At 61.2% G+C, this 12,186-nt stretch carries 10 protein-coding genes; 4 read left to right on the forward strand and 6 right to left on the reverse strand.

The features are described from left to right. Positions 1 to 63 precede the first annotated feature (63 nt). Positions 64 to 2,349, forward strand: coding sequence for an AAA family ATPase (locus APZ15_RS03675; protein ID WP_201800278.1), 2,286 nt, complete (start codon positions 64 to 66; stop codon positions 2,347 to 2,349). Positions 2,350 to 3,299: 950 nt separating this feature from the next. Here APZ15_RS03675 and APZ15_RS03680 read toward each other — a convergent pair. Beyond that, entirely contained in the window at positions 3,300 to 3,857 is a 558-nt protein-coding gene (locus APZ15_RS03680) for a helix-turn-helix domain-containing protein (protein WP_158605807.1), read from the reverse strand. 504 nt (positions 3,858 to 4,361) lie between these two features. Here APZ15_RS03680 and APZ15_RS40705 point away from each other — a divergent pair. Together APZ15_RS40705 and APZ15_RS03685 are read left to right on the forward strand one after the other, a co-directional pair. Then, positions 4,362 to 5,270: a hypothetical protein gene (locus APZ15_RS40705; protein ID WP_138143296.1), complete on the forward strand. Its 909-nt coding sequence runs from the start codon at positions 4,362 to 4,364 to the stop codon at positions 5,268 to 5,270. Between the two features lie 330 nt (positions 5,271 to 5,600). Beyond that, entirely contained in the window at positions 5,601 to 6,653 is a 1,053-nt protein-coding gene (locus tag APZ15_RS03685) for a DUF3592 domain-containing protein (protein ID WP_027788828.1), read from the forward strand. A gap of 54 nt (positions 6,654 to 6,707) precedes the next feature. On the opposite strand, the gene APZ15_RS03690 is transcribed toward APZ15_RS03685, so the two are convergent. Next, positions 6,708 to 7,322: a CGNR zinc finger domain-containing protein gene (locus APZ15_RS03690; protein WP_027788827.1), complete on the reverse strand. Its 615-nt coding sequence runs from the start codon at positions 7,320 to 7,322 to the stop codon at positions 6,708 to 6,710. A gap of 81 nt (positions 7,323 to 7,403) precedes the next feature. Here APZ15_RS03690 and APZ15_RS03695 point away from each other — a divergent pair, with 81 nt between their 5' ends. Then, positions 7,404 to 8,219 carry an alpha/beta fold hydrolase gene (locus APZ15_RS03695; protein WP_027788826.1) on the forward strand — a complete coding sequence of 272 codons (816 nt, stop codon included), beginning with the start codon at positions 7,404 to 7,406 and terminating at the stop codon, positions 8,217 to 8,219. Positions 8,220 to 8,256: 37 nt separating this feature from the next. Here the strand turns inward: APZ15_RS03695 and APZ15_RS03700 are convergent, their stop codons facing one another. The 4 genes from APZ15_RS03700 to phnY all read right to left on the reverse strand — a co-directional run bounded on the left by APZ15_RS03700 (position 8,257) and on the right by phnY (position 12,159). Beyond that, positions 8,257 to 9,015 carry an amino acid ABC transporter ATP-binding protein gene (locus APZ15_RS03700; protein WP_027788825.1) on the reverse strand — a complete coding sequence of 253 codons (759 nt, stop codon included), beginning with the start codon at positions 9,013 to 9,015 and terminating at the stop codon, positions 8,257 to 8,259. Further along, positions 9,012 to 9,692, reverse strand: coding sequence for an amino acid ABC transporter permease (locus APZ15_RS03705; RefSeq protein ID WP_027788824.1), 681 nt, complete (start codon positions 9,690 to 9,692; stop codon positions 9,012 to 9,014). Before APZ15_RS03705 ends, APZ15_RS03700 begins: the two co-directional genes overlap by 4 nt. A gap of 14 nt (positions 9,693 to 9,706) precedes the next feature. Continuing rightward, a complete protein-coding gene (locus APZ15_RS03710; protein ID WP_027788823.1) occupies positions 9,707 to 10,489 on the reverse strand; it encodes an amino acid ABC transporter substrate-binding protein in 783 nt (260 codons plus the stop codon). A gap of 215 nt (positions 10,490 to 10,704) precedes the next feature. Then, a complete protein-coding gene (gene phnY, locus APZ15_RS03715; RefSeq protein WP_027788822.1) occupies positions 10,705 to 12,159 on the reverse strand; it encodes a phosphonoacetaldehyde dehydrogenase in 1,455 nt (484 codons plus the stop codon). Positions 12,160 to 12,186 lie beyond the last annotated feature (27 nt).

Raw genomic sequence — 12,186 nt, forward strand, 5'->3', positions numbered from 1 at the left:
ACGGAGTGAGATCATCCAACATGGTGATACCGATCAATAGTCAAGAATCGAAGTCGAAAATTCTTGGTCCAACACGACCTGGGGAAAGCGATGATCACGGGGATTGCAAAAATCAAGGGGCTTGGCGTTTACCATAACTACACCAAACCTGCCGGCACGCAGGATTTTGGGATTAAAAATCTAATTTATGGGTGGAACTATTCAGGAAAAACCACTCTCTCAAGACTCTTTGCTCAACTCGAATCCAAAAAGTCAAACCCCGACCTCGCTGGCTGCGAATTCAGTCTCGAAACGACCGACCAACCGATCACTGAAAATAATTTCGACCAGTGCAATTTAACTGTTCGAGTCTTTAACTCAGATTTTATTCGGGGAAATCTGCATTTCGAAGGAAGCAGCTTCAATCCGATTCTTTTATTGGGTGAAGAATCGGAGGATGCGCAAAAGAGGATCGACAAACTTTCCATCAGAATAAAAAAATCCGAAACCACCACAAAGAAACTCAACGAGCGCAGCGAAGAAATTAAAGATAGCATTTCCAACGCAAAAACCGAAGCAGCAAAAAATATTCGGCAACTGCTTAAGATTGACCCTTACACCGCCACACACCTGAATAGTGATGTTCTCAATCTTGGAAATGACTCGAAGTTACTTTCCGAAAATGAACTTACTGATTATCTTGGTCTTGCCTTAACCTCGAACAGCAACAAACCCACTACGGTCGATAGGATCGAAGTCACCCCTTCAATTGATGCCCTTTGGACCGAAGCGGTCAAGGTTCTGGCAGCTACACCGAGCTTCTCAAATACGCTCAAGCATTTGGATGACAATCCAATCATTGAGCGATGGGTCGAAACAGGTCTTCACATCCATCAAGAAGCTGGCACCTGCGAATTCTGTGGAAACTCCGTTACCGATGAGCGCCTAGAAGCATTTCGCGCTCACTTCTCAAAAGACCTCGCCGAACACAAACGGAAAGTCGAGGATTTGCTCAGGCGTGTGCGGGCAGCGGAGATCAAACTCACGTTGCCAAAGGAAGCCGAGCTCAACTCGCAATTCCGGGAACTCTACAAAGCTACGGCTAGCGCTTTGCCTGCCGCCATTGAGGCGTTCAATGCAGCAGTGAATACCTTAGCGAAGGATGTTGAACGTAAAGTCGGCGATTCTCGCAAATCAATAGAGCCGGCCCCATTGGCAGCCGGACTGGCAAAGGCCATCATTGATGCGGTCTCCGGAATTAACGCCGTTATCGACAGCAATAACAAGCTTGCGACGAATTTCGATTCAGCCAAAATCGATGCGATCAAACGCGTTAGAAATCACTTCGTCCAGCAGTTTGCCGACTCCCAGATCCAGGCAGGGTATGACGACAAGAAAAAGAAACTCACTACCCGAGCGGAACGGTTGAAAATATATGCGCAAGGGCTGCAATCTGAGGTTGAGAAACTACAGGCTCTGATTAGTCGAGCTCAGCTCGGTCGAGAGAAGATTAATGAGCGCCTCGCCTCGATGCTGGGTAGTGAAGCCGTTCAAATCGAAGTCGTCAAGGATTCGACATCGGAGCAAGAGCGATTTCGGTTAGTTCGGAAAAGTGGCAAGGTCGCCCGAAATCTCAGCGACGGCGAACGCACCGCCATTGCGTTTTCTTACTTCCTGACCAAGCTACAAGAACTCCAACCTGACGAGTTCAAAGAAACTATCGTCTATATAGACGATCCGATCTCGAGCTTGGATGCGAATCATATCTTCCAGGTTACTGCCGCGATTCGCACTATGTTCTTCAAACAGGAAGACAAGAATTCTCCTTGGACGACTACTTGCAAGCAATTGTTCGTCTCGACTCATAATTTTGAGTTTTTTAACTTGCTTCGAGAGATCAAACCAGAAGGAGCAAAGCAAGGCGCCCGACTTTATCTAGTCAAACGAGTGGATAACAAATCATCAACATTTTGCAACATGCCACCTTCGCTTTCTCGCTACCAATCAGAATACCATTTCCTTTTTGAAACAATCTACCGATTTCATGAAGCACCGGACAAAACCAATCATGAGGTGCTTATGCTGCTACCAAATGCAGTACGTCGATTCGTCGAGCTTTACACCTACTCAAGGCTACCTGGCGTGATGAATGAGACAGTTGATCAGCGAGCTGAGGCACTTTTTGGCACCGAGAAGGCGAAGCGCATCCTCAAAGTTTTCCACTACTTTAGCCATGCCAACACTATTGACAGACTCGTCGGAAACAACGAATTGATATTCGATGTCGAGCATGCCATTAGAGACCTAGTTGAAGCCATTTCAGAGACAGACAAGAAGCACATGGATGCGCTAATGGCCTCGCTAGACTAAAGGATTGGCGGCCTGAATTTTCGCGCACGCGAAAACTGGGTAGCACTTTCCTCGTCCAGCATATCGATAAAATGGTTGCGTACGGTTAGACTTGCGGTAGGTCGATTTATCGGGGTTCCGCAAGGGACGTCTACCTACCGCCTGCTTTGCAGGTTCCGGCCGTGCCGGTTTCACTTGGTCCGCCAAGCAAGCGTACCCGCGACATTCTGAGGCTCCTTCGGGAGCCTCACCCATTTCTGGCGTAGCGTCCCGTTTGCGTTTCCACGGCCTCGCGGCGCCACAACGTGCCGCGATCCGTGAACGACCGGTCTCTTGCGGGCGACGCGACCACTCGGCCGGTTTTCCACGGCAATGGCCATGGACGAGCCGCCCGCCCCTTCTACGACGTCGGAACGCCCGACAAACACCCCCCCGGACTAGCCAGAGCACCACCAGCCCTGTGGCGGGCCTCTATTTGAGCCGCATGCACAAGAGGCAAAGCTAAAGCCTTCTTCTGGAAAACTTCTTGGGCGATCGCAGACCAATGATGCGGTTCCGCGTGCTGCTGTCCCGGAGCCCTGAGCCGTCCGTGGACGGCTCAGGGGGCGGCGGTAGGGGCCGGGTCGGTAGACCTCGGCCGGCTGGCCGGCCGACCCCGTATCCCGCCGCAGGACAGCACGCGGGCTGGGAGACCTGGCGCGCGATTGGTTTTGAACAACGTCGAGGCGTTTACGCGATGCATGCCCCGGACCATTTCGCTTTGGTGAGATGGAAAGCCTCCATGTCCGGCGGCGTATCTGACAAATTTCGGGGTAGTCTGACAGCTTTCGGGGTCGGGGTTCATCCTCCTAACAGCATTGCTTGCGTTCCACCCTCTTTAAGATAAAGGCTCTCTCTATTTAGTAGCTCATGGGCGAGCCACTTCCCCACGAATACAGCTCGCGTGTGAACCCTTTCGCTCGCGATGTAGCTCACTCCTGATCCCGACCATCCACGATCTGTGTATAACTTTGCGCCGACGCCTCCCTCGGGACATTGACGCGGTTGACCAGGAGCGCATTGAGTGCGTTACGCAACGCCGGATGAGCAATTTTCCCTGCCACCTCGGCCTGCTCCCCTTCCTGAACGTTGATCACGACGGCACCAGGAGCAACATGGTTGATGTTGACTTGCAGACGTTCGATATGAACGTCCGGAGGCAGGCGCCCGGCCAGCAGTGCCGCCCGTAGCTCGTCCGCCGTCGGCTTCACCAAGGAAGGAACGTATTCCCACGACGCTATCGCCGTCTGTCGCCCATCCTTGTCCTGGACCCGCCATTTCTCCTTGAAGCGATACTCGTGTGAGCGCCCACGCGGCGACTTCGACAAATATCCAAGCGATTCGAGTTCTTTGATCGCGCGCTTAACGGACGACTGGTGCAAGCCGGACTTCGATGCGATCGTCTTGTGCCCGATCGGGCCAGCGATCCCGGTTTCGATGTTTGTATGGGTCTTGATGACCAAGTACACCTTCAGGGTCGCTCCATCCATATCGGCCAACGCTCCACTGTCGACAAACGACCTGAAGACGTGAAACCAGCCAGTCTCAGCCCTGAAGAGCTCACCTTGTACCGGTAGTTGCGCAGCCATCACTCCCCCGTCGCATGTCGCGGGCGACCGATGCGCGGCCGAGTCATATCCGAGCTCGCCTCAACAGGCACCGGTGCGCCACGGCCTGTTCTCCGTGCAGCGACGTCATTCAACCAATCGCGAATATCGGCTGCAAACCAACATGCCCTCCGTTTATCTGGAAAGGCAGTCTGCGGCAGCTCGCCCCTGTAGGTCATTTGCGCGATCGCACCAACGGTAGTCGCCAACAGCGCAGCAAGCTCATCGCGCGTAACGATCGCTTGCGGAGCCATCCGCGCGAATGTCTGTCGGAAATCAGTGTCTGCCTTCTTCATTTGCAATCACCAGTGACTAGCAGTGAACATCGCGGCAGTCTAGAATTGGCTTGGAACTTCGTATAAGGCCAGTTTTTTCGAACCGCTCAGGATGACAACTCAAGGTACAAACCGGGCTCGCTGGCTGCGTCCTGCGCTTACACGCTTTGCGTCGATGCTTGTATGTGAAGCGCGCGACTTCACTGGACTCAATGACGAAGGTCTCGACAGAGCACTCCGCCTAAGCTTTCCTGCCCAAGATGAAGCAGAAGGAGTTCCTAAGGCAAAGTCGGGCAACAACACAAGTAGTTACCGGTATTTGTCTGCGCGCAGGGCACCTCCTGCCGGCAAACTCCAATCCTTGGAAAACTGCGTCGCCAAGCTGCTGCGTCGCCCAGCTCACCTTGTAGTAGTCAGGGAAGCGGTCGAGCGCGATCCAGCGATCCCGCTTCTATACCTTGCCCCCGCTCCGGGTCTTAAGCGATATGCAGATCCCGACGAGATCGAGCTTGGTTACGACAATGGATGGCCCACGTACTCCGACCTGTCGCAATTTGGAAAATACGACCTCAACGGCCCCTGGGAGGAACAGCCCGAACTGATCAAGGCGTTCGGGTGGCAATGGGGCTGTCTCTGGGACAGAGCTCCGGACGACTATCGACAAAGGTGGTGCCGTCAATTCAGGCAGATTCCCCGCCACTGGCTCTCGTACTGGTGCGAGCAAGCCAACATATCTAAGGACCTGCCTACGGAAGCTCTGCTGTCGTTGCTTGTCGGGAAGATGAGCGAGCAGCCTGGTTTGATAGACAGATGGACTTCAAAGAGGTCGTTGATTCTTGGTGAACCAGGCCGCGTCAAATCCATTGAAGCGACCGTCCCTGACGGCAGCCTTGTTGGCCCTTCCGGCTGGGACAGCATCGCGGAAGTTTTTACCGATATTTTCCTGGACGGAATAGAGTTGCCGGACCGCCCTCTGCCGGAAATCTGCCGGAGCAGTGGTGTAACGGCGAATCATCTGTAGGGACCGGGAGTCAACAAATTCCTTGTAAACTCAAGAGATTAGCTGTAACCTACAAGTAGCTTGGTTTAGCTCTTAATCCGTAGGTCGAGTGTTCGAGTCACTCACGCCCCACCAGGAAATTTCAAAGGCCGGTCAGCGCAAGCTGACCGGCCTTTTCCGTTTACGCCGCTTTCCTGCCGTTGTTCATTTACGCCGCCTCGCTTCGCGTTGCGCGCCCCTCGCGGTACGCGAGCGCACCCATCTTCCGCATCGTTTCCGCTAGAATCGTCCGACAAATATCACACGACCGGCGCAGGGGCACTGTCGTTCGCCCGTCGGCACTGAGAGAGCATGGGACGTCAGACATGGAAGCATGTGAACGGGACGCGACCATTCAGAGGGCCTGGTTGCGCCGATATCGGCCGGTTCGGCGGGTCACGCCATCCCCCCGATCAAGCCGGAATCCGCAGTGCGAAGCACGACGAACCGGATCCGGTCATGCCGGGTAGGGACGCACTCGTCGCAATGGCGCTCGGCGTCGTGCTGCTCGTACTGGCCGCCATGCTCGCCGTGACGGCCGGGCAGGCGACCGGCCAGCTGGTCCGCGCACCGGGCACGGTCGTGCGCATCGTGCAGGACAGCGACGCGATGCGCGCGTACCGGCCGATCGTCGCGTACCTCGCGAACGACGGCCAGCGCCGCGAAGTCGCCGGCAATACCGCATCGACCGTCCCCGCCTACGACATCGGCGAGAACGTCGAGGTATGGCTCGACCCCGGCCACCCCGAACGCCCCGCGCTGATCGACGATTTCGCGCAACGCTGGTTTCCGGCGATCGTGCCGGCGCTGCTCGCCATCGCGTCGTTCGCGATCGGCGGCCTGCTGATCGCCGGCGAGCGCCGCCGCCGGTCGTCCGCCCCGCCGCCGGCCCGCCGCGCCCGCAAGCACGTGCGCAGCCGCTGGGATATCGCGATCGTGCTGATTCCGATCGCGATCGGCACGGGCTTCATCGCCGGCGCCGGTGCAGCCGGCCTGCGCCAGTGGCAGGTCATCCACCACTATGCGCGTTCCACCGGCCATGTCGTCGAGATCGCGAAAAACGCGCACTCGCCCCGCGCGCGCACGTCGCTGTATTCGGCGATCGTCGCGTTCACGACCGACAGCGGACGCCAGATCAAGTTCGCGCAGGGTTCGGCGTCGTCGCATCCGGGACTGCACGAAGGCGAAGCGGTCAACGTGCTGTACGACCCCGTCACACCCGAGCGCGCGGTGGTCGACCGCTTCTGGGATCACTGGGGCCTCACGGCCATCCTGTTCGCGATCGGCGCGCCGTTCCTCGCGGCCGGGCTGTTCATCGCCGCGACGCTATGGCCGGAACACCCGCCGCACGAAGCCGCGCCTTGACGTTCGCGTGCCGGCCGCGGACCGCGCGGCACGACGACCGGCTCGGCGCGCGCGTCACCGCTCCCTGAACGCCTCCACTTTCGCGCGGTTCCCGCAGGTGCGCATGTCGCACCAGCGCCGCCCGACGCCGCGCCCGCGATCGACGAAGAACCACGTGCAACGGCCGCACTGGCGCACGCGCGCAAAATCGTCGCTGCGCAGCAGATGCTCGAACCCGAGTGCGGCCGCGTCGACCCAGCGCGACGCGACGCGTGCGTCGGGCCGCCACGCGAACCGGCCGTCGGCCGCATCGAACGCGCTGCGCCCGATCGCCTCGCGGATCGCAACGGCGAGCCGGCCCGCCGCGCGCGCGCCGGCAGTGCCGCCACTGCCGGCCGTCAGGTGTGCGATCGCGGTGTAAGCCTCCTCGCGAAAGCGATGCAGCGCGACCAGTGCGTCGGCGTCGTCCTGCCGCGCATGACGCAGAAGCCGCGCCAGATCGGCCGGCGCCAGCAACCCCGATCGCTCCGCCCACGCATGCACGGCCGGCCAGTCGACGAACTTGTCCGCGTCGCGCGTCTTGCCCGTGTCGGCCACCGTGTTGAGGAAGTCGAGCGCCGGATGGCCGCCGACAAAATCGGCTGCCCCCCATTCATGCGCATGTCGCACGGGTTCGTGTCGAGTAACCATTTATTTTCACCTATCGGTTTCACGCCCGGACGATCCGGAGTAACCTGTTAACAACCAAAACAGGTTAGCACGGAGATGCCGATGCTCGAACTCGCCAACCGCTTCATTTTCGAAGGCCACCGGATTGCCTGGGGAACGTTCGGCGAAGGCCCGCCGCTCGTGCTCGTGCACGGCACGCCGTTTTCGTCGCAGGTGTGGCGGCGGATCGCACCGTGGCTCGCGCGCCGTCATCGCGTGTTCTTCTACGACCTGCTCGGCTACGGTCAATCCGACATGCCGGATGCGGACGTGTCGCTCGGCCGCCAGAACGCGCTGTTCGGCGCGATGCTCGACGCGTGGAACATTTCGCGACCGCACGTACTCGCGCACGACTACGGCGGCGCCACCGTGCTGCGCGCGCACTTCCTCGACGGCGTCGCCTATGCGGATCTCACGCTCGTGAACCCGGTCGCGATTGCGCCGCAGGGTTCGCCGTTCGTGCGCCACGTCGCGCAGCACGAAGCCGCCTTCACCGGATTGCCCGCGTATGCGCATCACGCACTCGTGTCGGCCTATCTCGGCAACGCCGTCGCCCGGCCGCTGAGCGACGAGGCGCTGTCGATCTACCGCGCGCCGTGGCTCACGCCAGCCGGCCAGGCCGCGTTCTATCGCCAGATCGCGCAGATGCGCCAGCACTACATCGAGGAAGCCGAGGCCCGTTATGCGCCACCGGACTTTCCGGTGCGCATCGTGTGGGGCGAGGACGACGCGTGGATTCCGCTCGAACAGGGGCAGGCGCTGGCCGATCGCATCGCCGGCGGCCAGCTGATCAGGGTGCCGCGCGCGGGCCACCTGGTGCAGGAAGATGCGCCGGAAGCGATCGTCGCGGCGGTGCTCGACCGGCCAGGGAAAGGTTGACGCCGCCTGTACCGCGTGTCGCTTGTCGCGTGCCGCGTCAGAACACCGGCACGCCCTGCGCGAGCGTCGAGATGAACTTCGCGGTGCGCGGATCGCGCGGGCCGCCGAACAGGTCGCGCGATGCACCGGCCTCGACCACGCGCCCTTCCGCGAGAAACACCGCGTCGTGCGCGATCGACGCGGCCAGGCGCAGGTCGTGCGTCGCCATCAGCATCGTCGTGCCTTCGCGCGCGAGCTGGCGCAGCACCTCGACGACTTCGACGGACAGCTCCGGATCGAGTGCCGACGTCGGCTCGTCGCACAGCAGCACCTGCGGCGACGGCGCAAGCGCACGTGCGATCGCGACGCGTTGCTGCTGGCCGCCCGACAGCGTGCCGGGCCACGCGTCGGCCTTGTTCGCGATACCGACCTTCTCGAGCAGCGCGAGCGCGCGTTCGCGGGCCCGTTCGCGCGGCCAGCGCTGCACGGTGACGAGCCCTTCCATCACGTTCTGCACGACGCTCAGGTGCGGAAACAGCTGAAAGTTCTGGAACACCATGCCGGTCTGGCGGCGCACCGCGAATACGGCGTCGCGCGCCGGCCGGTGCGCCGGCGAGAAGTCGATGCGGGCGTCGCCGACCGTCAGCGAACCTGCCTCGGGTACTTCGAGCAGGTTCACGCAACGCAGCAACGTGCTCTTGCCGCTGCCGGACGGCCCGATCAGCGCCGTCACGCTGCCGGGCTGCAAGGCGAGGTCGATCCCGTGCAACACGCGCTGCGTGCCGAACGACTTGTCGATGCGTTCGAGCCGGATCATCGCAACTCCGCCTGGAACAGCGCGTGACGGCCGAAGCGGGTTTCGAGGCGACGCTGCAGCGTGGACAGCACCGAACTGAGCAGCAGATAGATCAGCGCGGCTTCCGTATAGAGGATCATCGGTTCGTAGGTCACGGCCGCGATCCGCTGCGCGGCCTGGAAGATCTCCGGCACGGTCAGCACGGCCGCGAGCGACGTGTCCTTCACCAGCGAAATGAACGAATTCGACAAAGCCGGCAGCGCGACGCGCGCGGCCTGCGGCAGGATCGCGCGGCGCAGCGCCTGCGGGCGCGTCATCGCCATCGAGTACGCGGCCTCCCACTGCCCCTTCGGAATCGATTCGATCACGCCGCGGATCACCTCCGCGTTGTACGCGCCGACGTTCAGCGAGAAGCCGATCACGGCGGCCGTCAGCGGATCGAGCACGATGCCGACGCTCGGCAGGCCGTAGAAGATCACGAACAGCTGCACGAGCAGCGGCGAGCCGCGAAACAGCCAGATGTAGAACCGCACGGCGGCCTGCGCCCAGCGCGGCCCGAACAGCCGCACGAGCGCCGCGCCGAACGCGAGCAGCAGACCGATCGCGAACGACGCGAGCGTGAGCGGAACCGTGAACACGAGCCCCGCGACGAGCAGGGGCTTCAGCGATTCCGCCATCAGGTGAAGCCAGGCCGGCATCGTTCAGCCTCGCGTCACGGCTGCGACACGTCGCGGCCGAAATACTTCTGCGAGATCTTCGCGTAGGTGCCGTCGGCCTTGATGTCCGCGAGCGCCTTGTCGATCGCGGCCACCAGCGCGGGGCTGCCCTTGCGCAGCAGCACGCCCGATGCATCGCTGGCGCCGCCCGCGTCGGTCGCCGCGATCTTCAGTTTCGCGTCCGGCTTGTGCTTGCGGAAATCGAGGTACGACAGCGAATCGTTGATCGTCGCGTCGACGCGCCCCGAGCTCAGCAGGTCGATCGATTCGTTGAAGCCCTGCACCGGCACGACGTCCGCGCCATGCGCGGCCGCGAGCTTGCCGAAATTGCTGGTGAGCGTGTTCGCGGACTTCTTGCCCTTCAGGTCGTCGAACGAGCGGATCGTCGTGTTGTCCGCGCGCACGATCAGCACCGCGCGCGACGTGATGTACGGCGTGGAGAAATCGTATTTCGCCTTGCGTGCGTCGGTGATCGACACTTCGTTGACGACCGCGTCGTAGCGGTTCACGTCGAGGCCCGCGATCAACCCGTCCCACTTGCCTTCGACGAACTGCGGCTTCACGCCGAGACGCTGCGCGATCGCGGTCGCGATGTCGACGTCGAAGCCCGTCAGCTTGCCGGTCTCGTCGTGGTACGTGAACGGCGCGTACGTCCCTTCGGTACCGACCCGGAACACGCCGGACGACTTGATCTGAGACAGGTCGTCGGCAGCCAGTGCGCTCGTGACCGAAACGGCCTGCAGCATGGCGACGACCAGGATGAAGCGAAGGATTTTCATGGTGCGGACCCCGAATGATTGGAGGGATTGATCCCGAGGCACGCGCGTGCCGTTCGAGAAGTCCGCGAATTCTACCGACGCGTCGATGCACGGCAAAAATGCAAATCGGCTATCGATATGAGCCGATCGAATAACGCGTCGATCAACGCGCCGCTCAACGCACCGATCGACGCGCGCACCGGCCGCGAAACCGGTGCGCGCGGCTTACACACCGCTTACCACGGCAGCGAATACGTCTTCGTATTCGTGAAGCTCTTCATCGCTTCCTGCACGCCTTCCTTGTACCCCAGCCCCGAATCCTTCACGCCGCCGAACGGCGTCAGCTCGAGCCGGTAGCCCGGCACTTCGCGCACGTTCACGCTGCCGACTTCCAGTTCGGTGATGAAGCGCGTGATGTGATCGAAGCGGTTCGTGCACACCGACGACGACAGCGCATAGTCGGTGCTGTTCGACATCCGGATCGCTTCGTCGATGTCGCGGAAGCGCATGATCGGCGACACGGGCCCGAACGTCTCGTATTTCACGAGCGGCATGTCGGGCGTCACGCGATCGATCACCGTCGGCGAATACAGCGCGCCGTCGCGCACGTTGCCGACCAGCAGCCGCGCTCCGCGCGCGATCGCGTCGTTCACCTGTTGCTCGCAGAACTTCGCGGCCGCTTCGTCGATCACCGTGCCCATGTCCACCGACGGATCGGCCGGATTGCCGTACGACCACGCGCACGTTTTTTCGACGACCAGTTCGGTGAAGCGATCGGCCACCGACTCGTGCACGAGCATCCGCTTGATCGCGGTGCAGCGCTGCCCCGAGTTCCTGTACGAACCCGACACCGCGAGCGTGCTCGCTTCGTCGAGATCGGCGTCTTCCATCACGATGATCGGATCGTTGCCGCCGAGTTCGAGCACCGCGCGCCGGTAGCCCATCCGCGCCGCGATCGATTTGCCGATCGATACGCCGCCCGTGAACGTGATGAGGTCGATCGCCGGGTTCGTGATCAGCTCGTCGGCGATTTCCTTCGGGTCGCCGGTGATCACCTGCAGCATCTGCGGCGGCAGGCCGGCTTCGTACAGGATGTCCGCGAACAGGTAGCACGACAGCGGCACCTTCTCGGACGGCTTCACGACGATCCGGTTGTTGGTCGCGATCGACGGCACGATCTTGTGCGCGACCTGGTTCATCGGGTGGTTGAACGGCGTGATCGCCGAAATCACGCCGAGCAGCGGATCGCGCTGCGTGTACACGCGACGCTTCTTGCCGTGCGGGGTCAGGTCGCACGAGAAGATCTGCCCGTCGTCCTTCAGCACTTCACCGGCGCCGAACGTCAGCACGTCGGCCACGCGGCCCGCCTCGTACGTCGAATCCTTGATGCACAGCCCGGCCTCGGCGGTGATCAGCGCCGCGATCTCCGCCGTGCGCGCACGCACGATGTCGGCCGCGCGGCGCAGGATCGCCGCGCGATCGTGGCGCGTGAGCGCCGGCCGGTATGCACGCGCGACCGCGAACGCGCGCCGCACGTCGTCGAGCGTCGCCTTCGGCACGGTGCCGACCAGCGCACCGTCGTACGGGTTGCGCACTTCGATCACCGCGTCCCGATGAATCCGTTCGCCGTCGATTCGCAGTGCTTCGCGACGAATCTCGCGGACGTCCGTCGATGCTGCAATGGCGTTCATGAGTGTGTCCCCTTGCGGATGCGTACG

Source organism: Burkholderia cepacia ATCC 25416 (assembly GCF_001411495.1).
GTDB classification, from domain to species: domain Bacteria; phylum Pseudomonadota; class Gammaproteobacteria; order Burkholderiales; family Burkholderiaceae; genus Burkholderia; species Burkholderia cepacia.

Excerpts from the sequence above, each read along its gene's own strand:
- APZ15_RS03680 (WP_158605807.1), bottom strand. The coding sequence starts at position 3,857 with ATGGATGGAGCGACCCTGAAGGTGTACTTGGTCATCAAGACCCATACA.
- APZ15_RS03710 (WP_027788823.1), bottom strand. The coding sequence starts at position 10,489 with ATGAAAATCCTTCGCTTCATCCTGGTCGTCGCCATGCTGCAGGCCGTT.
- APZ15_RS03700 (WP_027788825.1), bottom strand. The coding sequence starts at position 9,015 with ATGATCCGGCTCGAACGCATCGACAAGTCGTTCGGCACGCAGCGCGTG.
- APZ15_RS03695 (WP_027788826.1), top strand. The coding sequence starts at position 7,404 with ATGCTCGAACTCGCCAACCGCTTCATTTTCGAAGGCCACCGGATTGCC.
- APZ15_RS40705 (WP_138143296.1), top strand. The coding sequence starts at position 4,362 with ATGACAACTCAAGGTACAAACCGGGCTCGCTGGCTGCGTCCTGCGCTT.
- APZ15_RS03690 (WP_027788827.1), bottom strand. The coding sequence starts at position 7,322 with ATGGTTACTCGACACGAACCCGTGCGACATGCGCATGAATGGGGGGCA.
- APZ15_RS03685 (WP_027788828.1), top strand. The coding sequence starts at position 5,601 with ATGGGACGTCAGACATGGAAGCATGTGAACGGGACGCGACCATTCAGA.
- phnY (WP_027788822.1), bottom strand. The coding sequence starts at position 12,159 with ATGAACGCCATTGCAGCATCGACGGACGTCCGCGAGATTCGTCGCGAA.
- APZ15_RS03705 (WP_027788824.1), bottom strand. The coding sequence starts at position 9,692 with ATGCCGGCCTGGCTTCACCTGATGGCGGAATCGCTGAAGCCCCTGCTC.